Here is a 23,612-nt window from a genome sequence, read left to right as displayed (position 1 = left end):
TCGCCAACCAGCATCCGACCTTCAGACAAGCCCCGATCTCCCTATACAAGACCCGTTTTGGGCGCGTGCATAAGAATGGCTGCTTCGGTGCGGTTTCGCACCCTTAGCTTTTGAAATATCCGAGTCATGTGGTGTTTTACCGTTTTCTCCTGCAGGTTGAGACGTTTGGCGACTTCTTTATTGCTCAGTCCTTCGCCTACCAAAGAGATTATCCCAAGCTCGCGTCCCGAGAGATTGGCAACGAGATCGGTTGTGCGCTTTTCCGGCCGGATCAGTTCATTCAAAAGCTGCGCTGACAGGGTCGGCGAAACATATTTTTTTCCTGCGGCTATATAAGTCAGCACCTCGGCCAGCGATGCCGCCCCAATCCCTTTCAGCACATATCCGCGTACGCCCAGCCTGAGCGCCGTTGCCAAATCGGCGTTCGCCTCCGAGACGGTGAGCATGACGATCTTGCAGTCAGGCTGAGTTGCAAGAATATTTTCCGCTGCCGCCAGACCCCCTCCCGGCAAACTGATGTCTAGCAGCAATATGTCGGGATTTGCCAAGGCCGCAAGCTGTTCGGCATCCGTCGCGGTTTCGCCCGCACCAACGACTTCGAAGCCGCCGATTTCGGCGAGGCTGCGAGCCACACCCTCGCGAAACAGCGGATGATCATCAACAATGGCAATCCTTATGGGAGCGGTCATTTCTGGTCCTCGATGTTGAGCGTTATGGTCAGCCGGGTCCCCCTGGGGCTCGAAAAGGTCTCGAAGTGACCTCCGATACTTTCGATACGTTCCCTCATACCGGCGAGTCCAAGTCCTTCACACGATCCCGACTGGAATCCAGGGCCGTGATCAAGCACTTGAATGAGGAGCTTGCCCTGCGTCACTCTCGCCTTGACAGCCTGCCCCTTGCCCAGACCGTGTCGCCAGGCATTGTTTAGCCCCTCCTGCGCGAAGCGAAAGATGCTTATTTTCTCGGACGTCCCCAGGTCGGGCAGGCGAGATGGCAGTGAAAGCGATACGGAAGAGGCTGTACGGCGTTCATGTTCGGCAACCGCAAGCCGCAATATCTCCGCGACTGTCGAAGCTTCGATCTGTGGCAGCACGAGGCCGGTGCAGATGGCGCGGATCTCCCGCATCGCCTCATCCAACGTATGATGGATATCGGCGATCTCGGTCTTGCGGTGGCTTGGGGATGCGGCGGGATCGAGCAGCAGAGGGCTGTCCATGCGCAGCGCAGCCAGTGCGACGAGCTGAGCTGGACCGTCATGCAAATCAGACCCGATGCGACGCAAGTAACGTTCGTTGATTGCCGTTGCGCGGCGCGACGCCTGCTGGACGCGCTCCCGCAAAGCGGAATTCTGCTCCAAAAGCAACTGAAGCTCCGCCACTTGTGTCTCAAGCGCTGAACGCTGCGTTTCGATAGTGCTGCTGCCGCGAAGCACGATTCCCGAGAGCATCGCCAAGGCGACCGCGGTCGCGCCAGCCACGAGCAGCCAGCTCGACCATAGTGCCGAGTTTAAAGTGCCCTGAAGATCGTCGGCTATCTCGTAGAACTCGGAAACGGCCACAACATCGCCCGACCACGGCTCTCGAACCGGATTGTAGATCTCGAGCAGCGAGGCGGTGGGGCTCTTCCGTTCCTTCCTTTCATTTTCGTCCAGATCATTGAATTGCGCCACCACGTTTCCGCCGAACGCATGCAGCAAGTTCGCATTTGGCTCGAAGGTCTGGCCAATAAGAGCCGCGTCTTTGGCGTACAGCACCTTGCCATCACGCCGCCAAAGCACGAACGACGCCAGTTTTTTTCCGAGAGCACCCTGGTCCAGGGTTTCATCGAGTGCCCGTTTAACGGTGTCGCTGAGCTGCTGGCTTTTGCGCATATCCGGCAGGATTGGCGCGATGACACTGTCGACGTAAAGCGCGGTCGTGCTTGCAGAGTTGCGGATCACTCCATCTCGTATTTGCGAGGTGACCCATAGGCCGACGACCAGCATCAGCGACAGCAGCCCAATGCTTCCGACTATGATGAACTGCCAAGCCAACGATAGCCTGTTCCAGTTTTGATAGAGACTATCAATGTAGCGCACGTCTCAACCGACCCCGCGACTTTGGCCGTGCCAAAATGCCTAAGCCATCCTACATCTAGAACGGTCGATGGTGCGAGCAAGCGCTAGGTTGAATGCCGGGGAAACCGCAATTTCAAGGCATGATCCCACCGCCACCCGCGGGGAACGGCGGTGGGATCAGCGTTACTGTATGATCTTGACGATCTTCCGCGTGCCGGGGTCGACCAGCACGGTTCGCCCGTCGACCACAACGTAGCGATACTTGACGCTCGGCACTTCATGCAGTTCCACCGTGTCGGGAATGGCGGTCCCCACGTTCAATTCGACACCTGGAATCTTCACCGACGCAAGGGGCTGCTTTTTCACGTATTCGCGCACAACCGTTTCCTGCTCCGGCGCGATGATGACGTCTTGAGCGGCAACTACGCCCGCGCTCGCGAGCAGCAAGAATCCGGCAATTGCGGTCGACTGGTACATGGTCGTCATGATTCTCTCCTTCATCAACGCTCATGCATCTTGCGCGAGCTCGATTCCGATACGGTGGTTGTTGGTGAGGTTGATGCACACCGCAAGCCGAACGGGCTTTTCGCGGCTGCGTTCCCGCGTGGGGCTTCGGTCCGGGCGTCATCGGGCCAATGGACTATAGGGAGAGGGACCAAAGTCTGGTGCCAGGCTGTAGAGGTCCTAGAGCCTCCTCAGGGCGGAACACAGGGTTCTCGGCATCGTTGAGATCAGCACTTGTGGGAGGCGTTAATGGACAACAGCGTCCATCAGGCACGATGGTTGCTCTTGCCTGTTTTCGGGGTAGCCATCCTGGTCATGACGACGGGAGTACTTCTAAGCTTGTGAGGCTGGTGTCATCGCTATGGGATCACAAGCTCAGAAAAAAGCAAAAATCTTGCGTTGCATTAATTTTTTGATGCAATTTGTAGCTGATTGTTGGCAAAACTACTGCCTACATTTATTGGTCTTCTTAGAAGCCCGATTTTATTCGCAAAATGCGGAACAAAGTATTTTTGACAGAGTTGGCTAGGCTGAGGGACCGACTCTTTAAGGAGAAAGCAGATGAAACATGTGTTGATCACGAGCATGATTGCGCTTGGCGTCGGGTGCGGCGCCGCGATCGCCCAGACCCAGGCTGTGCAGCCGAGCGGCGGCGACAACTGCGCCGCTGGCGCGGCCGATTGCCAGAAGGGCGGCAAGGCCGGCGAACAGGCGCAAGGCAAGATGAAGTCACAGACCGATCAGAATGCACAGGGCCAGGCTGGCGCCACGACCGATCAGCAGGCTCAGAGCAAAGCCAAGCTCAAGACGGATGAACAGGCACAGGGCAAGGCCGGGACCAGTACCGAGCAGAATGCTCAGGGTCAGGCCGGCGCCACGACCGATCAGCAGGCTCAGGGCAAGGCCAAGCTCAAGACGGATGAACAGGCCCAGGGCAAGGCCGGGACCAGCACCGAGCAGAATGCTCAGGGCCAGACCGGCACCAGCACCGAGAAGCAGGCTCAGGGCAAGGCCAAGCTCAAGACGGATGAACAGGCCCAAGGCAAGGCCGGGACCAGCACCGAGCAGAACGCTCAGGGCCAGACCGGCACCAGCACCGAGAAGCAGGCTCAGGGCAAAGCCGGGACCAGCACCGAGCAGAACGCTCAGGGCCAGACCGGCACCAGCACGGACCAGCAGGCCCAGGGCAAGGCCGGGACCACCACCGAGCAGAACGCTCAGGGCAACACAAACGTCCAGACCGACCAGGGCAATACGGCCTCGATCAACAACGTGACAGTCGAGCAGAAGACGCAGGTCACGCAGATCATCCACGAGACCAGGGTTGAGCCGGTGAAGAACGTCGACTTCGACATTTCGGTCGGCATCGAGGTGCCGCGGCACAAAGTGCGCCTGCACCGTCTGCCGGCGCGCATTGTCAAGATCGTCCCGGCTTACGAATCCTATGAGTACTTCGTGCTGGCCGACGGGCGCATCGTCATCGTCGACCCGGATACGTACAAGATCGTGCTGATCCTGACGTGACACGGCAGTGGCTCTTGTTCCCGGCGCGGTGCGATTGAGGGGTATCGTATGCGCCGCGGTGGCCCGCCGACCAGAGGCGGCGGGCCACTTGCTTTGTCTTTCGCATCGCGCGTTTTTCCCGTTGACACCTTGCCTTTCACCCTCGTAGTGTCCGCCACGATGAAAAAGGCACTCATTCTCGTAGGAAAGCGCGTGGGCAAGGCGGTGTAACCGCCGGGCGAAAACCTCCCATGCGCAACACACAGGCTCCCATCGGGGGCCTTTTTTATTGCCCGAAACACGACTAAACGACCAGCAATCGCCTCATGGCTAGAAGTACGGGACCAGACCGATGAGCAACGGACAGAACGAACGGCGCGAAATGCCAAACAGGGAAATGACTGGCGCCGAAATGGTGGTGCAGGCGCTGAAGGACAATGGCGTCAAGCATGTCTTCGGCTATCCCGGCGGCGCGGTGCTTCCGATCTATGACGAAATCTTCCAGCAGGACGAGGTCGAGCACATCCTCGTCCGCCACGAGCAAGGCGCAGGGCATGCGGCCGAAGGCTATGCCCGCTCGACCGGCAAGGCCGGCGTCATGCTGGTGACCTCCGGCCCGGGCGCCACCAATGCGGTGACGCCGCTGCAGGATGCGCTGATGGATTCGATCCCGCTGGTCTGCCTGACCGGGCAGGTGCCGACTTCGCTGATCGGCTCCGACGCGTTCCAGGAGTGCGACACGGTCGGCATCACGCGCCCCTGCACCAAGCACAACTGGCTGGTGAAGGACGTCAACGAATTGGCCGCCACCATCCATGAGGCCTTCCATGTCGCGACGACCGGCCGCCCCGGCCCGGTGGTGGTCGACATTCCGAAGGATGTGCAGTTCGCCAAAGGCATCTATGTGCCGCCGCAGGCGGCGCCGCGCACCAGCTACCAGCCGAAGGTCCAGGGCGACCTGGAAAAGATCAAGGCCGCCGTCGAACTGATGGCCAGCGCCAAGAAGCCGATCATCTATTCGGGCGGCGGCGTCATCAACTCCGGTCCGGAGGCCAGCCATCTTCTGCGCGAACTGGTCGACCTCACCGGCTTCCCGATCACCTCGACGCTGATGGGCCTCGGCGCGTATCCGGCATCGGGCAAGAACTGGATGGGCATGCTGGGCATGCACGGCACTTATGAAGCCAATATGGCGATGCATGATTGCGACGTGATGATCTGCATCGGCGCGCGCTTCGACGACCGCATCACCGGACGGCTGACCGCCTTCTCGCCCAACTCGAAGAAGATCCACATCGACATCGATCCATCGTCGATCAACAAGAACGTGCACACGGAAGTGCCCATCATCGGCGATGTCGGCCGGGTGCTGGAGGACATGGTGCGGTTGTGGCGGGCGAGCGCCAAGGCCGACAAGAAGGCGCTCCATCCCTGGTGGGAGCAGATCGCCAAATGGCGCGCGCGTGACTCGCTCGCGTTCAAGATGAACCACGATGTGATCATGCCGCAATATGCCATCCAGCGGCTCTACGAACTGACCAAGGACATGGACACCTACATCACCACCGAGGTCGGCCAGCACCAGATGTGGGCGGCGCAGCACTATCATTTCGAGAAGCCGAACCGCTGGATGACGTCGGGCGGGTTGGGCACGATGGGCTACGGTCTGCCGGCTGCGCTCGGCGTGCAGATCGCGCACCCGGATGCGCTGGTCATCGACATCGCAGGCGATGCCTCGGTGCAGATGACGATGCAGGAGATGAGCGCGGCGGTGCAGCACAATGCGCCGATCAAGATCTTCATCCTCAACAACCAGTATATGGGCATGGTGCGCCAGTGGCAGCAGCTGCTGCACGGCAACCGTCTGTCGCATTCCTACACCGAAGCGATGCCCGACTTCGTCAAGCTGGCCGACGCATATGGCGGCCATGGCATTCGCTGCGAGAAGCCGGACGAGCTGGACGATGCGATCAAGGAGATGATCGCGGTGAAGAAGCCGGTGCTGTTCGATTGCCGGGTGGCGACGCTCGCCAACTGCTTCCCGATGATCCCGTCGGGCAAGGCGCATAATGAAATGCTCCTGCCCGACGAGGCGACCGACGAAGCCGTGGCCAACGCCATCGACGCCAAGGGCAGGGAACTGGTCTAGGTCCAAGCCGGGGCAGGGCTGTCGCGAGAAGCCGTGCGCAAACAGAGAATTAGCTCAAAGTCTGAAATCGAGATTCATGTCATGAACGCACAGCTTCAACCGACCGGCTCCGCCTATTTCATCGCCAAGGAAACGGAAAAGCCGGAGAACCACACGCTCTCCGTGCTGGTCGACAATGAGCCCGGTGTGCTTGCCCGGGTCATCGGCCTCTTTTCCGGCCGCGGTTATAACATCGAGAGCCTCACCGTCTCCGAGACCGAACACGAGAAGCACCTGTCGCGCATCACCATCGTGACGCGCGGCACGCCGCATGTGCTGGAGCAGATCAAGCACCAGCTCGAACGCATCGTACCGGTGCATCGCGTCGTCGATCTCACCGTGCGCTCGCACGAGTTCGGCCAGGAGCGGCCGCTGGAACGCGAGTTGGCGCTGGTCAAGGTCGCCGGCACCGGCGAAGCCCGCGTCGAGGCGCTGCGTCTGGCGGACGCTTTTCGCGCTTCGGTCATCGACGCCAACACCGAGCACTTCATCTTCGAGATTACCGGCAAGGGTTCGAAGCTCGACCAGTTCATCGCCATCATGAAGCCGCTCGGCCTGGTCGAGATCTGCCGCACCGGCGTGGCGGCGATGAACCGCGGCCCGCAAGGGATGTAGTCTCAGTCCAACTATTTTACCGGCTTGGGATCGACCTTGCCGCTCGCCAGATTCTTACTCTCCCTTTTGATCGGGCGCGATACCGGACAGACGTCCTGGACGAAGCCGTTCAGCGTGTTAACCAGATTGTTCTGGACCAGCGAGTAGCGGATGAATTGTCCCTGCCGCTCCCTGGCGATGAGGCCGGCCGTCTCCAGGATGCTCAGATGCTGCGAGATCGACGGCTTCGACATGTCGAAGCGCGCCGCGATCTCGCCCGCGGTCAGCGAGGAGTGGGCGAGATAGGCGAGGATCTTGCGCCTCGGCTGCGATGACAGCGCCTCGAACACGCGCTGTATGGCGCTGCTTGCCCCGATAGCCGTGTCGCCATCCGCTGCATTGTCTTCGATCACCGCCTGCCTCTGTCGTTTCGCTTCCGGTATTTAGTCTATTGCCTAAATACCTAAATCGGAATAGTAGATAGTTAGCTTATTGCCTAAATAAGCGCCGGCGCGCCGGAAGGCAAGGCTCTTTGGTCCGGAAATGTTTCCTGCAGAGGAGGGGTACCGATGAAGACCATATCCACAGGCAGAATGATCTCGCAGCCCTTGAGCGATGCCGAAGATGGCGAGGTCGTCTGGATGCCGGCCAAGTCGATCTGGGTCGGTGCGATGACGCTGATTGCGTTGGTGTTCGGGCCGCTGACCTTCAGCTGGAGCGCTTTCGCCCTGTTCGTAGCGACGACGGCGGTGACGATCTGCGCCGGACACTCGGTCGGCATGCATCGCCTGCTCATCCATCGCTCGTTCAAGGTTCACATCTGGCTCAAACACGCGCTGGTCTATCTCGGCACGCTCGTCGGCATGGCCGGTCCGTTCGGCATGATCTATGCGCATGACATACGAGACTGGGCGCAGCGCCAGACGGCTTGTCACGACCTGCACGCCCACCGCCGGCCTTTCTTCACCGACGCTTTCTGGCAAATGCATTGCGCCGTAGCGTTGCGCAATCCGCCTGACTTCGTCATCGAGCCGTCGATCAGAAACGACCGCTTCTACAAATTCGTCGAGCGGACCTGGATGCTGCAGCAACTGCCGTGGGCGATCCTTTTCTTGCTCCTCGGCGGGTGGAGCTGGGTGGTCTGGGGCATTGCGGTGCGTATCTCCGTGTCGCTGACCGGGCATTGGCTGGTCGGGCATTTCGCACATCGCAGCGGGCAGCAGGGCTGGCGCGTCGATGGCGTTGCCGTGCAGGGCTACAACCTGCCGCGTTTCGGCCTGGTGACCTTTGGCGAGAGTTTCCACGGCAATCACCATGCGTTTCCCGAATCCGCAAAGCTCGGCCTGGAACGCGGGCAGATCGATCTCGGCTGGCTCTTCATCCGCATCCTGGCTGCCCTCGGCCTCGCGCATGGCGTGAAGCTTCCCGGGAACACGCCGAGGCGCAAAGGCCTGCGGCGTGTGGCTGGCCGTCAGGAGGCCGCCGCCGCTCCCAGCCTGTTGTCGGCGCGGGCCCACGGCAGGTAGACTGTGCCGGCCTGGCTGGCTCGGGATAGGCGGATCACGGCGGAGCGCTTTGGACCAATGGAATGAGGTTGCGTCCAGCGCTCTGTCGATTTAAGTCAGCATTGCTGACCTTTGTGAGCCGTCATGACCCTCGACGCTTTCCTTGCCCTTTTGGTCTACGCCTTCGTGACCTCGATCACGCCGGGGCCGAACAACCTCATGCTCTTGGCGTCGGGCGTGAATTTCGGCCTGGTCAGAACCATCCCGCATATGCTGGGCATCAGCATGGGTTTCCTGGTGCTGTTGCTTGCTGTCGGCTTTGGCCTGGGCGCGGTGCTTACGGCGTTTCCGGCCTTGCACACCGGATTGAAGATCGCCGGCGCTGCCTATCTGCTCTATCTCGCCTGGAAGATCGCCATGTCGCGCTCGCTGTCCAGCAAGGGTGAGACGGAGGCACGGCCGATGCGGTTCATCGAGGCAGCCGCATTCCAGTGGGTCAATGCGAAAGCCTGGGTGATGGCGATCACCGCCATGGCCGTCTACTCCAATCCGGACCACCCGTTCCTGTCGGTGGCGCTGATCGCGATCGCCTTCACCGTCGTCAACCTGCCGAGCGTCTCGATGTGGGCCGGTTTCGGCACAGCGCTGCGCGGGTTCCTGTCGGATCCGGTGCGGCTGAAATGGTTCAACATCGCCATGGGCGTGCTCTTGGCGGCGACGCTCTGGCCGATGCTGAAATAGACGCATCCCGCCTGAGATCTCAACCGCATCCTGGCTGGTTTTCCGACTGCTGAGCCGGCTGCATAGTCATTGTGCAGTGCACATTAAATCTTCGTAATGCCGTGTTTTGGCCCTTTTCCGACAAATGTGCGTCCTATCTACTTCGGCGAGATCGCGGCAAGGCGCCGTGATTGCGTAGAATGAGACCACCGGGTTCGGCGTGTCGGATCATAGGGCTTTTAGTCGATGCGCGGTAAAGTCGTTCTGGCGGTGGTGGTGGCAGCGGCCTGTGTCGCCGCGGCGTGGGTCTATTTTTCGCCGGCGGCGATGAGCAGTCTGCAGCAGATGCTGCCGGGCGCCAGGCAGACGGCAGCGGCGGACAAGCCGGCTGGATCGGACAAGGCTTCGGCCGACAAGGCAGGGGGCAAATCCGGCGCCGGCGGCAATGCCGCCCGTTCGGCCTCGATCGTCTCGGCCACCGCGACAACGGCCGATTTTCCGATCCGCCGTTACGCCATCGGCTTCGTGTCGTCGCCGGCCGTGGTCAACATCAACGCCCGCGTGTCCAGCCAGATCGTATCGATCGACGTCAGGGACGGCCAGATGGTGAAGGCCGGCGACCTGCTGTTCTCGCTCGACGACAGGGCGCTCAAGGCGCAGCTTGCCAAGGATCAGGCGACGCTCGCCAAGGACCAGGCGCTGCTAACCAGTTCGGGCTCCGACCTTCAGCGCGCCAAGGATCTCGTCGCCAAGCAGGCCGGCACGCAGCAGACTTACGATCAGGCGGTGGCGGCGCAAAAGGCTGCCGCGGCGACGGTCGATGCCGACAAGGCGACGATCGACGCCGACAATGTCCAGCTCGGCTTTGCCAGCATCAAGGCGCCGATTGCCGGCCGGCTGGGCGCGGTCAACGTTTCGGTCGGTGACCTCGTCACCTTGAGCAACGGCAACTCGAGCACGGCCACGCCGCTGGTGACGATCACCGAGATGGATCCGCTGCAAGTCAACTTCAACCTGCCGGAGAGCAACCTGGCGCTGCTGCACAAGGCGCTGGCCAACCCGCAGCAAGGCGCGGTGACGCTGACCAAGGATGGCGATCCGACGCCGATCGGCAACGGCACGCTCGACTTCGTCGATTCCAGCGTCGACACCGCGTCCGGCACCATCGCGACACGGGCGAGCATTCCCAACGCCGATCTTTCACTGTGGCCCGGCCAATATGTGAATGTCGTGCTCGACGCTGGCATCATGCCGCAGATGACATCCATCCCGACCGTTGCCGTGCAGCCCAGCCAAAAGGGACCGTTCGTCTATGTCGTCAAGCCCGACAACACGGTCGAGATGCGACCGGTGCAGGTGGCGCTGACCGAAGGCGAAAACAGCGCCATCAGCGAGGGCGTCAAATCAGGCGAGAAGGTGGTGGTCGAGGGCCAGACCAGGCTGAAGGACGGCGCCGCCATTCACGAAGGCAAGGCGGCCGGCGGTGATCAAGCTGCTCCCAAGGTCGCCGAGGCCGGCAAGGCGGCTGCCCAATGATTTCCGAATTCTGCATACGCAGGCCTGTCGCCACGCTGCTGATGTCGTTCGCCCTCGTGCTGGGCGGGCTGTTCGCCTACAAGTTCCTGCCGGTGGCGGCGCTGCCGAGCGCCGAATTCCCGGTCGTCAACGTCTCGGCCACCCTGGCCGGCGCTTCGCCCGAAACCATGGCCACTTCGGTGGCGACGCCGCTGATCAAGCAGTTCGCCACCATTGCCGGCATCGATTCGATCTCGACCAGCAATTCGCTGGGACGCACCTCGATCGCCATCCAGTTCGTGCTCAACAGGGATATCGACGCTGCCGCCGCCGATGTGCAGGCAGCGATCGCGCGCACGCAGCGCCAGCTGCCGCCCGAGATGACGGCGCCGCCGAGCTATCGCAAGGTCAATCCGGCCGACGCGCCGATCCTTTTGATGTCGCTGGTCAGCGACACGGTTCCGCTCACCGACCTCGACGCCTTCGCCGAAAACGTCATCTCGCCCTCGCTGTCGACCATCGACGGCGTGGCGCAGGTGTCGATCTTCGGCCAGCAGAAATATGCGGTGCGCGTGCAGATCGATCCGACCGCACTTGCCGCGCGCGGCATTTCGATCGATCAGCTGCAGACGGCGATCGCCTCGGCCAACTCAAACACGCCGCTTGGCGTGTTGCAGAACGACAAGCAGCAGCTGACCATCACGGCCAATACGCAGCTCACCGATGCCGCCGGGTTCTCCAACCTCATCATCGCCACCAAGAACGGCCATCCGGTGCGGCTGGGCGAGGTGACGCGCGTCATCGACTCGGTCGAGACCACGACGACTGCAAGCTGGTATGACGGCACGCGCGCCATCATCCTGGCGGTGCAGCGCCAGCCCGACGCCAACACCGTCGACGTCGTCGACAAGGTCAAGGCGATGCTGCCGTCGTTCAGGGATCAGATGCCGGCCGCAGCCGACATAAAGCTGCTCAACGACCGCTCGACCTCGATCCGCCAGGCCGTCGACGACGTCCAGTTCACGCTGCTTCTGACCATCGCTTTGGTGGTGATGGTGATCTTCGTCTTCCTGCGCCGGGTGACTGCAACCATCATTCCGGCCGTGGCGGTGCCGATCTCGCTGATCGCGACGCTCGGCGCCATGTTCCTGTTCGGCTTTTCCATCGACAACATCTCGCTGATGGGCCTGACGCTCGCCGTAGGCCTCGTCGTCGACGACGCCATCGTCATGCTGGAAAACATCTTTCGCCATATGGAGGAAGACGGTCTCTCGGCCTTCGACGCCTCGCTGAAAGGTGCGCGCGAAATCGGCTTCACCATCATCTCGATCTCGATCTCGCTGGTGGCGGTGTTCATCCCCGTGCTTTTGATGGGCGGCGTCATCGGCCGCATCTTCAACGAATTCGCCGTCGTGGTGACGGTCGCCATCCTGGCTTCGATGTTCGTGTCGCTGACACTGACGCCAATGCTGTGTTCGCGCCTGCTGTCGGTGACCAAGGCCGATCGCGACAAGCATGCCCCCGGACACAAGCAGGATATCGTCACCCGCGGCTACGACCGGCTTCTGACATTCTGCCTGCGCCACACTTTTCTGGTGTTCCTCGTCTTCGCCGGCACGGCGGCAGCGTCAGTGTGGCTGATCGAAGTCTCGCCGAAAGGCTTTTTCCCGCAAGAGGATATCGGCCAGGTCTCGGTGACGACGATCGCCAGGCAGGACATCTCCTACGACGCCATGGTCAAGCTGCAGAACCAGGCGGCAAGTGTCTTCTCGCGTTCGCCCTATGTCTCGCATGTCGCCTGGTCGGCCGGCGGCGGCAACAATGCGCTGAACCAGGGACAGCTCTATGTGCAGCTGAAGGACAAGAGCCAGCGGCCCGACATCGACAAGGTGCTCGGTGATCTCAGGCGGCAACTGGCCACTGTGCCGGGGATCGATGCCTATATGCAGCCGGTGCAGAACCTGCGGCTTGGCGCGCGTTCTTCCGCCAGCGCCTACCAGCTCGTCGTTCAGGGCCTCGATACCGGCTTGACCGACACATGGGCGCAAAAGCTCAACGATGCGATGGCGGCCGACCATGCGAATTTCACCGACGTCACCAGCGATCTGCAGAACAATTCATTGCAGGCGACGCTGGTGGTCGATCGCGACAAGGCGGCGTCGCTCGGCATCGACACCGACACGCTGCGCTCCAGTCTCTATGGCGGCTTCGGCACGGAGCAGGTCTCGACGATCTTTGGCTCGGCCGACAGCTACGAAGTCATCATGGAGCTCGATCCCAACATCGAATGGTCGCCCGAGCGCATGCTGGCCATCCAGGTCAGGACGGCAAGCGGCAGCCTGGTGCCGCTCGGCGCCTTTGCCCGCGTCGACCGCACCGCCGGCGCGCTGACGGTCAACCAGCTCGGCCAGCTGCCCGCGGTGACCATCTCCTACAACCTGCCGCAAGGCGTGGCGCTGGGCGACAGCACGGCCCGCATCGCCGCGCTGAAGGAGCAGATCGGCATGCCGCCGGCGATTTCGACCAGCTTTGCCGGCACCGCCAAGACCTTCCAGGATTCGCTGGCCAATCAGGGCCTGCTGATCGGCGGCGCCATTCTGACCATCTATATTGTACTCGGCATCCTCTATGAGAGCTTTATCCATCCGCTGACCATCCTGACCGGCCTGCCTTCGGCGGTGCTGGGCGCCGTGGTCGCGCTGCGCTTTGCCGGCATGGACCTGTCGGTGATCGCGGTGATCGGCATCCTGATGTTGATCGGCATCGTCAAGAAGAACGGCATCATGATGGTCGACGTCGCGCTGGAGCTGCGACGAGAAGGCATGTCGGCCAAGGAATCCATACACAAGGCGTGCCTGATGCGTTTCAGGCCGATCATGATGACGACGTTGGCGGCGCTGATGGGCACGTTCCCGATCGCGCTCGGCACCGGCGCCAGTGCTGAGCTGCGCCAGCCGCTCGGTGTCGCGGTCGTCGGCGGGCTGCTCGCTTCCCAGGCGCTGACGCTGTTCGTCACCCCTGTCATCTATGTCTATTTCGAGAATTTCTCTGGCTGGCTGGTGAGCTTCTTCTCTTCGAAAAAGAACAGGCCGGAGCTGCATGCGGTCGAGAGCGGCGAGCAGGCCTCGCTGTTCGGTCCCGAGGATCGGCTCGAGCCGCAAAAGGCCGCCGCCGAATAGGCGATAGCCCGTGGCCCAAGCTGTCATGCTTGCGGCCGCGTGCCGCCGATCCTAATCTGAGGGTCATGTCCCATGATCATGACCACGACAATGAGCTCGACCCGTTTGCGGCGCGCGTGCGCGCGCTGGAGACCATCCTCACCGAAAAAGGCCTGATCGATCCGGCCGCAATCGACGTCATCGTCGACACCTACGAGACCAAGATCGGGCCGCGCAACGGCGCCAGGGTGGTGGCGAAAGCCTGGAGCGATCCGGCCTATGCCGAGTGGCTGAAGCGCGATGCGACGGGAGCGATCGCTTCGCTGAGCTATAGCGGCCGCCAGGGCGAGCACATGCAGGCGGTGTTCAACAGCGACGAGACGCACAACCTCGTCGTCTGCACGCTGTGCTCCTGCTATCCGTGGCCGGTGCTCGGGCTGCCGCCGGTCTGGTACAAGGCGCCGCCCTATCGCTCGCGGGCGGTTATCGATCCCCGCGGCGTGCTGGAGGAGTTCGGGCTGACCTTGCCGGCGGAGAAAAACATCCGCGTCTGGGATTCCACCGCCGAACTGCGCTATCTCGTGGTGCCGATGCGGCCTGACGGTACCGAAGGCTGGAGCGAGGACCAGCTCGCCGAACTGGTCAGCCGCGATGCGATGATCGGCACGGCGGCGGCCAAAGAACCCGGGACAAAGAAGGTACCGGCATGAACGGGCCGCAGGATCTCGGTGGGCAGATGGGTTTCGGGCCGGTCGCGCCCGAAAGGGACGAGCCTTACTTCCATGCCGACTGGGAGAGGCGGGCGCTCGGCGTGACGCTGACTGCCGGCGCCATGGGCGCGTGGAACATCGACGAGAGCCGGCACGCCAGGGAATCGCTGCATCCGGCCGTCTATTATTCCTCAAGCTACTACCAGATATGGATCAAAGCGCTCGAGGTGCTGCTGAAGCGCCATGGCTTCGTCAGCGAGCGCGATCTGACGGAAGGTCGGGCGGTCGATCCGGCGGCGACGCCCACAAGGGTGTTGAAGGCCGAAAACGTTCCGGCGGTGCTGGCCAAGGGCAGTCCCTGCGACCGGCCGGTCGAGACGGCGCCGCGCTTCATGGCCGGCGACCCGGTGCGGACAAGGAATTTCAATCCCACCGCCCACACGAGGCTGCCGCGTTATGCGCGCGGCAAGCACGGAGTTGTCGAGGCCGTGCGTGACGGTTTTGTGTTCCCCGACAGCAACGCGCATGGCAACGGTGAAAACCCGCAATGGGTCTATACCGTGGTCTTCGATGGCTCGGAAATCTGGGGCGAGGGCGCCGACCCGACGCTGACCGTCTCGATCGATGCCTGGGAGAGCTATCTTGAGCCGGCCTGAAGGTGCATTGCCGGCGGGTCTGGACGAACCGGTATTCGCCGAACCCTGGCAGGCCGAAGCCTTCGCCATGACGGTGGCGCTGCATGACAAGGGCCTGTTTTCGTGGAGCGAATGGGCCGATGCGCTGTCGGCGCAAGTGAAGAAGCCGGGCGCCGCAAGCGACGGCCACGACTACTACGAGCATTGGCTGGCTGCGCTGGAGATGCTGCTGGAGGCCAAGGGCGTCGCGGGAAAAAGTGACGTCGACACGCTCGCCGCCGCCTGGGAACGCGCCGCGCATGCAACCTCGCACGGCAAGCCGATTTTGTTGGAGAACGATCCCGGGCCGACCAGAGGTAGCGGCGGCGGCGCGAACATATAGTCCGCCTGTGGTTGGTGTTTGAAATCTGGCGGCCGATACAACTAATTTTCGACGACCATGCCTTCGTCGTCCCCATAGACAAACGCCTCAACGACGGCGAAGCGGCCACGGTTTTTGGAAATGGCGACGAAGTCGTTGTCAGCCAAGTGGAGGATCACTTGCTCGTCGCTGATGGTAACACGTTCTATGGTTCTGGCATTTTCGTCACTCAGACAGGCCGTGACCTCGGTATATATCGCGAACCCTGCGTCATCCGACAAGGAGACAACGATGCCATAACCAGGTTCGCCGATTTCGATCTTCTTTATCGACTTTCCGATCAGCCTGTCTGCGAACGACCTCATCAATATCCTCGCTTATAGGTGTCTGCGCCGATCTGCATCTGGATCATGTCCGTGATAGTGGCATTGCCCGATCTAGGTTCAAATGCCTGAATTCAAATCGTTCGTTATCCGCTTGCATGTTCACTTTACGTTCGCATTTGCGCCTGCTAGTTTGTCCCGTTGAAGGTGAGGCAATCCCATCGTTTTAAGCGGTGGTTGGCACCAAGCTTGTCTTTCTCTCGCGAATCCGGTCTGTCGAATCGATGGAATTCTCTCCCCAACAGGATGAGGCGTTGAAGGCGGTGGCGCGCTGGCTGAAAGAGGGCCGGCCGCAGGTCTTCCGGCTGTTCGGCTATGCCGGCACCGGCAAGACCACGCTGGCGCGCTATTTTGCCGAGCATGTCGACGGGCAGGTGCAGTTCGCCGCCTTCACCGGCAAGGCGGCGCAGGTGCTGCGTTCCAAGGGCGCGGTCAATGCCCGCACCATCCATTCGTTGATCTACCGGCCGAAGGGCGAGGAATCGGTGTCGGACGAGGTGACCGGCAAGACCTCGATGTCGCCGACCTTCTCGCTCAATCGGCAAAGTCCTATTTCACGGGCGAAGCTGGTGGTCATCGACGAATGCTCGATGGTCGACGAGCAGCTTGGCCGCGACCTTCTGAGTTTTGGCACGCCGATCCTGGTGCTTGGCGATCCGGCGCAGCTGCCGCCGATCTCGGGCGGCGGCTTTTTCACCGAGCATGAGCCGGATGTGCTCTTGACCGAAATCCACCGCCAGGCGCGCGACAATCCGATCATCCAGCTGGCGCTCGACGTGCGCGAGGGCCGCGAGTTCATGCGTGGCGACTACGGCACCGCGCAGGTCATCGGCAAGGAGGACGTCACCCAGGAGCTGGTGCTGAAGGCGGACCAGGTGTTGGTCGGCACCAACCGCACACGCCGCCGCTACAATCAGCGCCTGCGCGAGCTGAAGGGTTTCAATGCCGATTATCCGCAGGCCGGAGACAAGCTGGTCTGCCTGCGCAACGACCCCGCCAAGGGCCTGCTCAACGGTTCGCTGTGGAAGGTAATGACCTCGTCGCGCGAAACGGTGAAGCCGGGCATCAACCTTCTGGTCTCGCCCGAGGAGGACGATCCCGACCGCGGCGTCGCCAAGATCAAGCTGCTCAAGTCGGCTTTCGAGGATCCGGACGCCGATATCCCCTGGCAGCAGAAGAAGCGCTTTGACGATTTCGACTATGGCTACGCGCTGACCGTGCACAAGGCGCAGGGTTCGCAGTGGAACGATGTCGTGCTGTTCGACGAGAGCTGGGCGTTCAAGGAAACCCGCCAGCGCTGGCTTTATACCGCCATCACGCGGGCGGCAGAGCGCCTGACGATCGTTAGATAGCTGGCGTTAGATAGCTGGCGTCAGGTAGCAGCCGGCGCAGCAGGGCTGAGTGGCGTCGCACCCAGCCATTGCCAGGCATCCGCTTCATCCTCGGCCGCGAAGTGCCTGAACTCGATGGGTGGCGAAGCCGGAAGGAAGTTCCGCGCATCCGCTATCCAGTCGGGCTCACCGATCGTCGCGCACCGGGCGATATGCTCTAGCGCATGAACCGTACCTTGTTTCAGCGTCTCGTCGTCCATATCGATCCAGTCGACGCCCTCATGGTCGACCAGCCGCACCAAGACGTCGATCCTCGGGTGCAGCGCGTAGGCAGCCTCCAGCAATCCGAACAGATTTTCGCCGTCGGCGGCAGAGACATGGCCGACGACGTCGATGGCGAAAAGGTCCTCACGGTCGGTTTCGAGGCGGCGGATTGCGGGCACGGACTGGAGAAAATTCATTGGCTGGGTTCCCCCTTGCGAGCAGATGTCATCACTGGAACACCCGAAAGCCCCTGTCTGTTCCCATCAAAGGCAGTATAGATGCGCTGCACAAACAGCCGGACCTCACGCCATGCCCGCGAAACTCTCGGTCAATCTCAACGCCATCGCCATGCTGCGCAACCGCCGCAACCTGCCATGGCCCAGCGTCACCGGGCTCGGCCGCCTGGCGTTGGCGGCCGGCGCGCACGGGCTGACGGTTCATCCGCGGCCCGACGAGCGCCACACCAGGCATTCCGACCTGCCGGAGATCCGGGCGCTGATCGACGACGAGTTTCCCAAGGCGGAATTCAACATCGAGGGCTACCCGACCGAGGATTTTCTGGCGCTTGTGGAAAGACACCAGCCGGAGCAGGTGACGCTGGTGCCCGACGATCCGGCGCAGGCGACATCGGACCATGGCTGGAACTTTGCCGCCGAGGCGGCGTTCCTTATCCCGATCGTCAAGCGTCTGAAAAAAGGGGGCTTCCGCGTGTCGCTGTTTTCCGATCCGGATCCCACCGGCGTCAATGCCGCGCGCGACACCGGCGCCGACCGCATCGAGCTCTATACCGGGCCCTACGGCAGCTATCATTCCGATTCCGCCAAGGCGCGGAAGGAGCTGCAAAGATTGGGAAAAACCGCGGATGCCGCACTCGCCGCCGGGCTCCAGGTCAATGCCGGGCACGATCTGGTGGTGAACAACCTTCCGGCATTGGCAAAGCGCATTCCGGCATTGGCCGAAGTGTCTATCGGACACGGGTTGACAGCCGATGCGTTGGAGTATGGCATGGCCGGCACGGTGGGGCGGTTTCTGAAGGCTTGCGGTTGGTAGCGGTGGTAGGCTCGTGTCGAAGGTGATATCGCATGACAGCAAGCAAGGCGCACCGCGCGGTGATCGGGGAGTAGTCGATGGCTCTTTCCAGCATCGGTAGCGAGGCTGAACCCGTCGAACAACCGAACCACTCCCAAACTGAACAGCACAGCACCAAAGTTCTGATGCTGGGCGCGCTTGGCGTCGTCTATGGCGATATCGGCACCAGCCCGATCTATGCCTTCCGCGAGGCGCTTCACGCTTCGCCTGGTACCGACGCGCGTATAGATGTCCTGGGCGTGCTGTCGCTGATCGTCTGGGCGCTGACGATTATCGTCACCATAAAATACGTCGCTTTCGTGCTTCGCGCCGACAACAAGGGCGAGGGCGGCACGCTGTCCCTGATGGCGCTGGCGCGCAGCGCCTATCCAAAAGGCGCCAAGCTTATCCTCGGCATCGGACTTTGCGGGGCGTCGCTTTTTTTCGGAGACGCTATCATAACTCCGGCCATTTCCGTGCTGTCGGCAGTTGAGGGCCTGGAAGTGGTGACACCGACGCTGGAGGCCTATGTCGTTCCGATCACCTTGGTCATCCTGGCATTTCTGTTCTCCGTGCAGCGCTTCGGCACGGGGAAGGTGGCGGCAGTATTCGGGCCGGTGACGGCGCTATGGTTCCTGGCCATCGGCGTTTCCGGGCTCTACCACCTGATGGATGATCCTTCGGTGCTGTTGGCGATCAACCCGTATTATGCGATCGCCTACTTAGCCGGCACGCCGACCGCCGCTTTCGTGACCGTTGGTGCAGTGTTCCTGGCGGTAACGGGGGCCGAGGCGCTTTATGTCGACCTTGGACATTTCGGGCGCAAGCCGATCGTGCTCGCGTGGTTTTCCGTGGTGTTTCCTTGCCTGCTGCTCAACTACTTCGGCCAGGGCGCCTTTGTATTGGCGAATGGCGGCAGGCCGACCAATCCATTCTTCGAGATGTTGCCGGATTGGGCGCTGATGCCAATGGTCGGCTTGGCAACGGCCGCCACCGTGATCGCCAGTCAGGCGGTGATCTCGGGTGCTTTTTCGCTGGCACGTCAGGCAGTGCAACTCAACCTGCTGCCCCGCATCGAGGTGCAGCACACGTCCGAAATGCAGAGCGGCCAGATTTATATGCCGCGCGTCAACCTGCTCATCGCGATGGGAGTGATGCTGCTGGTTGTCGGCTTCGGCAGCTCGAGTTCGCTGGCTTCCGCTTACGGAATTTCGGTGACCGGCGAGATGCTGATGACAACCATTCTGCTGTTCGTTGTCATGCGCAATTTGTGGAAATGGCAGCTTGGGCTCGCCCTGGCATTGGCGCTGCTGTTCGGCACCATCGACATGGGTTTCTTCCTGGCGAATGTCGTCAAGATCGTGGAAGGCGGATGGGTGTCAATATCCGTTGCCTGCCTCATGGGGCTGATCATGACCACCTGGATACGCGGCAGCCGCTATCTCTTCGACAAGACCCGGCGCAACGAAATCCCGCTCGATTTCCTCGCCGGCAATCTGTTGAAGAAGAAGCCGCAGCTGGTGTCCGGCACCGCCGTGTTCCTGACCAGCGATCCGCAAAGCGCGCCGACAGCGCTGATGCACAGCCTGAAGCACTACAAGGTGTTGCACGAGCAGAACGTCATTCTGTCGGTGGTCACCGCACCGCAGCCGCTGGTGCCCGACAGCGAGCGGGTCAAGATGGAGACAGTCAACGAGTTGTTCATGCGGGTGACGCTGACCTTCGGCTATATGGAGCAGCCCAACATTCCGCGCGCGCTGGCGATCTGCCGCAAGCAGGGCTGGAAGTTCGACATCATGACGACGTCGTTCTTCCTGTCGCGGCGCTCGCTCAAGGCATCGCCCAATTCCGGCATGCCGGTGTGGCAGGACAAGCTGTTCATCGGGCTCGCCCGCTCGGCGGCCGATGCGACGGAGTATTTCCAGATCCCGACCGGACGTGTGGTCGAGATCGGCACGCAGGTGGCGATCTGAGGTTTCCGGCAGCCTTTGACGCCACGCACCGGTCATTGCGGGGCAAGCCCTGCGCTGGGAACATGGTAGCCCTACCGTCACGGCACTTGATATTGCATCGCAGCAAGCGTAGAGCACCGCGCGCTTATCGGAGTGTCGTCCATGGCCCTTACCAATGCTGGTATTGAGGCAGAACCCGTCGAACAATCGAGCCATCCCGAAATCGAACAGCACAGCACCAAAGTTCTGATGCTGGGCGCGCTCGGCGTGGTCTATGGCGACATCGGCACCAGCCCGATCTACGCCTTCCGGGAAGCGCTTGTTGCGTCCTCCGGCGGCGAAATCGCCGAGCGCGGCGATATTCTGGGCGTGCTGTCGCTGATCATCTGGTCGTTGACGATTATCGTCACCATCAAATACATCATGTTTGTGCTCAGAGCCGACAACCGAGGCGAGGGCGGCGTGCTGTCGCTGATGGCGCTGGCGCGCGGCAGTTTCCCGACCCGCTCGGCGATCATCCTGGCCATCGGTATTGTCGGCGCGTCATTGTTCTTCGGTGACGCCGTCATCACGCCGGCAATCTCGGTGCTTTCGGCGGTTGAAGGCATGAATGTCGTTACCCCGACCTTCCAGCCCTACGTCGTGCCGCTGACGCTGGTCATCCTGGCGATCCTGTTTCGGTGCAGCGCTTCGGGACCGGCGGTGTGGCGCTGATCTTCGGGCCGATCACGGCGGTCTGGTTCCTGGCTATCGGTCTTTCGGGCTTGAACCACATCATCGCCGATCCCGAAATCCTGTGGGCGGTCAGCCCGCACTACATCGTCGCCTTCCTGATCAATTCGCCCGATGTCGCCTTCGTCACCATCGGCGCCATCTTCCTCGCCGTCACCGGCGCCGAAGCGCTTTATGCCGATCTCGGCCATTTCGGCCGCAAGCCCATCGTGCTCGCCTGGCTGGCCATCGTGTTTCCCTGCCTACTGCTAAACTATGCCGGGCAGGGCGCTTTCGTGCTGGCGAAGAACGGTCACGTCGGCCATCCATTCTTCGAGATGAACGAAGGCTGGACGCTGATCCCGATGGTGGTATTGGCAACCGCGGCGACGGTCATCGCCAGCCAGGCGGTCATATCGGGCGCCTTCTCGCTGACCAGGCAGGCGGTGCAGCTCAATATGCTGCCGCGCCTCGAAATCCTGCACACGTCGGAACGGCAGTCGGGCCAGATCTACATGCCGCGCGTCAATGTTTTGCTGGCGTTGGCGGTGATGTTGCTGGTCGTCGGTTTCGGCGAATCGAGCAAGCTCGCCTCCGCCTATGGCATCTCGGTGACCGGCAACATGTTGGTGACGACGGTGCTGCTGTTCGTCGTCATGACCCGCATCTGGAAATGGCGGCTGTGGGTGGCGGTCGCCATGACGGCGCTGTTCGGCTTCATCGACATCGGCTTCTTCGCCTCCAACATCGTGAAGGTGTTCGAGGGCGGCTGGGCGTCGCTTGCGGTGGCCTTCACCATCGTTCTGGCGATGTGGACCTGGGTGCGCGGCAGCCGCTATCTGTTCGACAAGACCCGGCGCAACGAAATCCCGCTCGATTTCCTCGCCGGCAATCTGCTGAAGAAGAAGCCGCAGCTGGTGTCCGGCACCGCCGTGTTCCTGACCAGCGATCCGCAAAGCGCGCCGACAGCGCTGATGCACAGCCTGAAGCACTACAAGGTGCTGCACGAGCAGAACGTCATTCTGTCGGTGGTCACCGCACCGCAGCCGCTGGTGCCCGACAGCGAGCGGGTCAAGATGGAGACAGTCAACGAGTTGTTCATGCGGGTGACGCTGACCTTCGGCTATATGGAGCAGCCCAACATTCCGCGCGCGCTGGCGATCTGCCGCAAGCAGGGCTGGAAGTTCGACATCATGACGACGTCGTTCTTCCTGTCGCGGCGCTCGCTCAAGGCATCGCCCAATTCCGGCATGCCGGTGTGGCAGGACAAGCTGTTCATCGGGCTCGCCCGCTCGGCGGCCGATGCGACGGAGTATTTCCAGATCCCGACCGGACGTGTGGTCGAGATCGGCACGCAGGTGGCGATCTGAGGGTCTCGAACGGATAAATCGTCGAGGAGGCTAATATGAGCGGCGAATTGGTGCTGGTCACCGGCGGGTCCGGCTTCCTCGGCGCTCACTGCATCCTCGAACTGTTGAAGGCCGGCTACCGCGTCCGCACCTCCGTGCGATCGGCCAGGCGCGAAGCCGATGTGCTCGCCATGCTCAAGGCAGGTGGCACGGAGCCCGGTGACGCCCTTTCATTCGCCCATGCCGATCTGATGGCCGACGCAGGCTGGCCGGCGGCGGTGGCCGGCTGCGATTACGTGCTGCATGTCGCATCGCCTTTTCCGCCCGGCGTGCCCACGCATGAGGATGACCTGATCCTTCCGGCGCGCGAGGGCGCGTTGCGCGTGCTGCGGGCGGCGCGGGATGCCGGGGTCAGGCGCGTCGTGCTCACCTCATCCTTCGCGGCCGTCGGCTATGGCAAGATGCGCGCGGATGGGCAGCCTTTCAACGAGGAAAACTGGACCGATCCGGCAGGCAAGGTCAGCGCCTATGTGAAGTCCAAGACGCTCGCCGAGCGCGCGGCCTGGGATTTCATCGCCGAGCAGGGCGGCGCGCTGGAGCTTGCGGTCGTCAATCCCGTTGGCATCTTTGGACCGGTGCTCGGCGCGGACCATTCGACCTCGACCGAATTTGTCCAGCGCATGCTGAACGGCGCCGTGCCTGGGCTGCCGCGCCTGTCCTTCGGCGTCGTCGACGCGCGCGACGTGGCGGATCTGCATGTTCGCGCCATGACCCACCCCGCCGCCAAGGGCGAACGGTTCCTCGCTGTCGCCGGCGATTTCATGACGGTGCGCGAGATCGCGCAGACCCTGAAGACGCGGCTCGGGCCGGCGGCGTCGCGCGTCTCGACGCGGGAGTTTCCCGATTGGCTGGTGCGCATCATCGGGCTGTTTAATCCGGAAGCGGCACAACTCGCAACGGAACTGGGCAAGATCAAGAACGCCACCAACGCCAAGGCGGTGCGCGTGCTCGGCTGGGCGCCACGCTCGCGCGAAGATGCTTTGATTGCCACGGGCGAAAGCCTGATCCGGCTGGGACTGGTCAAGCGACGTAAGTAATTGTGCGG

Annotated in this window: 21 protein-coding genes and 1 pseudogene; 16 read left to right on the top strand and 6 right to left on the bottom strand. The window is 61.9% G+C overall.

Annotated features, from left to right (window positions below; genetic code table 11):
- Nucleotides 1-41 precede the first annotated feature (41 nt).
- The 3 genes from NLY44_RS11735 to NLY44_RS11725 all read right to left on the bottom strand — a co-directional run bounded on the left by NLY44_RS11735 (nucleotide 42) and on the right by NLY44_RS11725 (nucleotide 2,542).
- Nucleotides 42-689, bottom strand: coding sequence for a response regulator (locus NLY44_RS11735; RefSeq protein ID WP_023805520.1), 648 nt, complete (start codon nucleotides 687-689; stop codon nucleotides 42-44).
- Nucleotides 686-2,077, bottom strand: a complete 1,392-nt coding sequence (locus tag NLY44_RS11730; RefSeq protein ID WP_023690914.1) for a sensor histidine kinase — start codon at nucleotides 2,075-2,077, stop codon at nucleotides 686-688. Before NLY44_RS11730 ends, NLY44_RS11735 begins: the two co-directional genes overlap by 4 nt.
- 162 nt (nucleotides 2,078-2,239) lie before the next feature.
- On the bottom strand, nucleotides 2,240-2,542 hold the full coding sequence (locus NLY44_RS11725; RefSeq protein WP_023731684.1) for a DUF1236 domain-containing protein: 303 nt from the start codon (nucleotides 2,540-2,542) through the stop codon (nucleotides 2,240-2,242).
- Between the two features lie 579 nt (nucleotides 2,543-3,121).
- On the opposite strand from NLY44_RS11725, the gene NLY44_RS11720 reads away from it, so the two are divergent.
- The 3 genes from NLY44_RS11720 (at nucleotide 3,122) to ilvN (ending at nucleotide 6,866) form a co-directional block, all read left to right on the top strand.
- Nucleotides 3,122-4,084 carry a DUF1236 domain-containing protein gene (locus NLY44_RS11720; protein WP_023805519.1) on the top strand — a complete coding sequence of 321 codons (963 nt, stop codon included), beginning with the start codon at nucleotides 3,122-3,124 and terminating at the stop codon, nucleotides 4,082-4,084.
- Nucleotides 4,085-4,415: 331 nt separating this feature from the next.
- Nucleotides 4,416-6,212, top strand: coding sequence for an acetolactate synthase 3 large subunit (locus NLY44_RS11715; RefSeq protein WP_023668351.1), 1,797 nt, complete (start codon nucleotides 4,416-4,418; stop codon nucleotides 6,210-6,212).
- Between the two features lie 81 nt (nucleotides 6,213-6,293).
- Nucleotides 6,294-6,866, top strand: coding sequence for an acetolactate synthase small subunit (gene ilvN, locus NLY44_RS11710; RefSeq protein WP_023668352.1), 573 nt, complete (start codon nucleotides 6,294-6,296; stop codon nucleotides 6,864-6,866).
- Between the two features lie 11 nt (nucleotides 6,867-6,877).
- Here ilvN and NLY44_RS11705 read toward each other — a convergent pair whose 3' ends face one another.
- Nucleotides 6,878-7,258 carry a metalloregulator ArsR/SmtB family transcription factor gene (locus NLY44_RS11705; RefSeq protein ID WP_023702997.1) on the bottom strand — a complete coding sequence of 127 codons (381 nt, stop codon included), beginning with the start codon at nucleotides 7,256-7,258 and terminating at the stop codon, nucleotides 6,878-6,880.
- A 156-nt stretch (nucleotides 7,259-7,414) separates the two neighbouring features.
- Between NLY44_RS11705 and NLY44_RS11700 the strand changes: the two genes are divergently transcribed.
- From NLY44_RS11700 to NLY44_RS11670, 7 genes are all read left to right on the top strand, one after another.
- Nucleotides 7,415-8,371 (top strand): acyl-CoA desaturase, encoded by a 957-nt coding sequence (locus NLY44_RS11700; RefSeq protein WP_023714739.1) that lies wholly within the window; start codon nucleotides 7,415-7,417, stop codon nucleotides 8,369-8,371.
- A 123-nt stretch (nucleotides 8,372-8,494) separates the two neighbouring features.
- Nucleotides 8,495-9,091, top strand: coding sequence for a LysE family translocator (locus tag NLY44_RS11695; protein WP_023688075.1), 597 nt, complete (start codon nucleotides 8,495-8,497; stop codon nucleotides 9,089-9,091).
- 225 nt (nucleotides 9,092-9,316) lie between these two features.
- Nucleotides 9,317-10,606, top strand: a complete 1,290-nt coding sequence (locus NLY44_RS11690) for an efflux RND transporter periplasmic adaptor subunit (protein ID WP_023805518.1) — start codon at nucleotides 9,317-9,319, stop codon at nucleotides 10,604-10,606.
- Nucleotides 10,603-13,764, top strand: coding sequence for an efflux RND transporter permease subunit (locus NLY44_RS11685; RefSeq protein ID WP_023805517.1), 3,162 nt, complete (start codon nucleotides 10,603-10,605; stop codon nucleotides 13,762-13,764). The genes NLY44_RS11690 and NLY44_RS11685 overlap by 4 nt, the downstream gene beginning before the upstream one ends.
- Nucleotides 13,765-13,829: 65 nt before the next feature.
- A complete protein-coding gene (gene nthA / locus NLY44_RS11680) occupies nucleotides 13,830-14,453 on the top strand; it encodes a nitrile hydratase subunit alpha (RefSeq protein WP_023805516.1) in 624 nt (207 codons plus the stop codon).
- Nucleotides 14,450-15,109, top strand: a complete 660-nt coding sequence (gene nthB / locus NLY44_RS11675) for a nitrile hydratase subunit beta (RefSeq protein WP_023805515.1) — start codon at nucleotides 14,450-14,452, stop codon at nucleotides 15,107-15,109. Before nthA ends, nthB begins: the two co-directional genes overlap by 4 nt.
- Nucleotides 15,096-15,470 (top strand): nitrile hydratase accessory protein, encoded by a 375-nt coding sequence (locus NLY44_RS11670; protein ID WP_023805514.1) that lies wholly within the window; start codon nucleotides 15,096-15,098, stop codon nucleotides 15,468-15,470. The genes nthB and NLY44_RS11670 overlap by 14 nt, the downstream gene beginning before the upstream one ends.
- Nucleotides 15,471-15,511: 41 nt before the next feature.
- Here NLY44_RS11670 and NLY44_RS11665 read toward each other — a convergent pair whose 3' ends face one another.
- Nucleotides 15,512-15,814 (bottom strand): hypothetical protein, encoded by a 303-nt coding sequence (locus tag NLY44_RS11665; protein ID WP_023714736.1) that lies wholly within the window; start codon nucleotides 15,812-15,814, stop codon nucleotides 15,512-15,514.
- 242 nt (nucleotides 15,815-16,056) lie between these two features.
- On the opposite strand from NLY44_RS11665, the gene NLY44_RS11660 reads away from it, so the two are divergent.
- The gene (locus tag NLY44_RS11660; RefSeq protein ID WP_023668361.1) at nucleotides 16,057-17,184 is read left to right on the top strand and encodes an ATP-dependent DNA helicase; all 1,128 of its coding nucleotides are present in this window, start codon (nucleotides 16,057-16,059) and stop codon (nucleotides 17,182-17,184) included.
- Between the two features lie 20 nt (nucleotides 17,185-17,204).
- On the opposite strand, the gene NLY44_RS11655 is transcribed toward NLY44_RS11660, so the two are convergent.
- Nucleotides 17,205-17,624 carry a SpoIIAA family protein gene (locus NLY44_RS11655; RefSeq protein WP_023682069.1) on the bottom strand — a complete coding sequence of 140 codons (420 nt, stop codon included), beginning with the start codon at nucleotides 17,622-17,624 and terminating at the stop codon, nucleotides 17,205-17,207.
- A gap of 112 nt (nucleotides 17,625-17,736) precedes the next feature.
- On the opposite strand from NLY44_RS11655, the gene NLY44_RS11650 reads away from it, so the two are divergent.
- From NLY44_RS11650 to NLY44_RS11635, 5 genes and pseudogenes are all read left to right on the top strand, one after another.
- Nucleotides 17,737-18,477, top strand: a complete 741-nt coding sequence (locus tag NLY44_RS11650) for a pyridoxine 5'-phosphate synthase (protein WP_023805513.1) — start codon at nucleotides 17,737-17,739, stop codon at nucleotides 18,475-18,477.
- A gap of 77 nt (nucleotides 18,478-18,554) precedes the next feature.
- Nucleotides 18,555-20,468: a potassium transporter Kup gene (locus tag NLY44_RS11645; RefSeq protein ID WP_023805512.1), complete on the top strand. Its 1,914-nt coding sequence runs from the start codon at nucleotides 18,555-18,557 to the stop codon at nucleotides 20,466-20,468.
- Nucleotides 20,469-20,609: 141 nt separating this feature from the next.
- Nucleotides 20,610-21,931 (top strand): annotated as a pseudogene (locus NLY44_RS11640) (KUP/HAK/KT family potassium transporter); the annotation flags it as partial.
- Nucleotides 21,932-21,967: 36 nt separating this feature from the next.
- Nucleotides 21,968-22,528 (top strand): KUP/HAK/KT family potassium transporter, encoded by a 561-nt coding sequence (locus tag NLY44_RS33195; RefSeq protein ID WP_502882057.1) that lies wholly within the window; start codon nucleotides 21,968-21,970, stop codon nucleotides 22,526-22,528.
- Between the two features lie 35 nt (nucleotides 22,529-22,563).
- Nucleotides 22,564-23,604: an SDR family oxidoreductase gene (locus NLY44_RS11635; RefSeq protein ID WP_023712682.1), complete on the top strand. Its 1,041-nt coding sequence runs from the start codon at nucleotides 22,564-22,566 to the stop codon at nucleotides 23,602-23,604.
- Nucleotides 23,605-23,612 lie beyond the last annotated feature (8 nt).

Origin of the sequence: Mesorhizobium sp. C089B (genome assembly GCF_030323125.1) — a bacterium.
In the GTDB taxonomy this organism is placed as follows: Bacteria; Pseudomonadota; Alphaproteobacteria; order Rhizobiales; family Rhizobiaceae; genus Mesorhizobium.
Note: the sequence above shows the minus strand (reverse complement) of the source record. Positions and strands in the feature narration are given on the sequence as shown.

Coding starts and splice junctions, on each gene's coding strand:
- NLY44_RS11735 (WP_023805520.1), bottom strand. CDS start 689: ATGACCGCTCCCATAAGGATTGCCATTGTTGATGATCATCCGCTGTTT.
- NLY44_RS11725 (WP_023731684.1), bottom strand. CDS start 2,542: ATGACGACCATGTACCAGTCGACCGCAATTGCCGGATTCTTGCTGCTC.
- NLY44_RS11720 (WP_023805519.1), top strand. CDS start 3,122: ATGAAACATGTGTTGATCACGAGCATGATTGCGCTTGGCGTCGGGTGC.
- NLY44_RS11715 (WP_023668351.1), top strand. CDS start 4,416: ATGAGCAACGGACAGAACGAACGGCGCGAAATGCCAAACAGGGAAATG.
- ilvN (WP_023668352.1), top strand. CDS start 6,294: ATGAACGCACAGCTTCAACCGACCGGCTCCGCCTATTTCATCGCCAAG.
- NLY44_RS11700 (WP_023714739.1), top strand. CDS start 7,415: ATGAAGACCATATCCACAGGCAGAATGATCTCGCAGCCCTTGAGCGAT.
- NLY44_RS11695 (WP_023688075.1), top strand. CDS start 8,495: ATGACCCTCGACGCTTTCCTTGCCCTTTTGGTCTACGCCTTCGTGACC.
- NLY44_RS11690 (WP_023805518.1), top strand. CDS start 9,317: ATGCGCGGTAAAGTCGTTCTGGCGGTGGTGGTGGCAGCGGCCTGTGTC.
- NLY44_RS11685 (WP_023805517.1), top strand. CDS start 10,603: ATGATTTCCGAATTCTGCATACGCAGGCCTGTCGCCACGCTGCTGATG.
- nthA (WP_023805516.1), top strand. CDS start 13,830: ATGTCCCATGATCATGACCACGACAATGAGCTCGACCCGTTTGCGGCG.
- nthB (WP_023805515.1), top strand. CDS start 14,450: ATGAACGGGCCGCAGGATCTCGGTGGGCAGATGGGTTTCGGGCCGGTC.
- NLY44_RS11665 (WP_023714736.1), bottom strand. CDS start 15,814: ATGAGGTCGTTCGCAGACAGGCTGATCGGAAAGTCGATAAAGAAGATC.
- NLY44_RS11660 (WP_023668361.1), top strand. CDS start 16,057: ATGGAATTCTCTCCCCAACAGGATGAGGCGTTGAAGGCGGTGGCGCGC.
- NLY44_RS11655 (WP_023682069.1), bottom strand. CDS start 17,624: ATGAATTTTCTCCAGTCCGTGCCCGCAATCCGCCGCCTCGAAACCGAC.
- NLY44_RS11650 (WP_023805513.1), top strand. CDS start 17,737: ATGCCCGCGAAACTCTCGGTCAATCTCAACGCCATCGCCATGCTGCGC.
- NLY44_RS11645 (WP_023805512.1), top strand. CDS start 18,555: ATGGCTCTTTCCAGCATCGGTAGCGAGGCTGAACCCGTCGAACAACCG.
- NLY44_RS33195 (WP_502882057.1), top strand. CDS start 21,968: ATGTGGACCTGGGTGCGCGGCAGCCGCTATCTGTTCGACAAGACCCGG.
- NLY44_RS11635 (WP_023712682.1), top strand. CDS start 22,564: ATGAGCGGCGAATTGGTGCTGGTCACCGGCGGGTCCGGCTTCCTCGGC.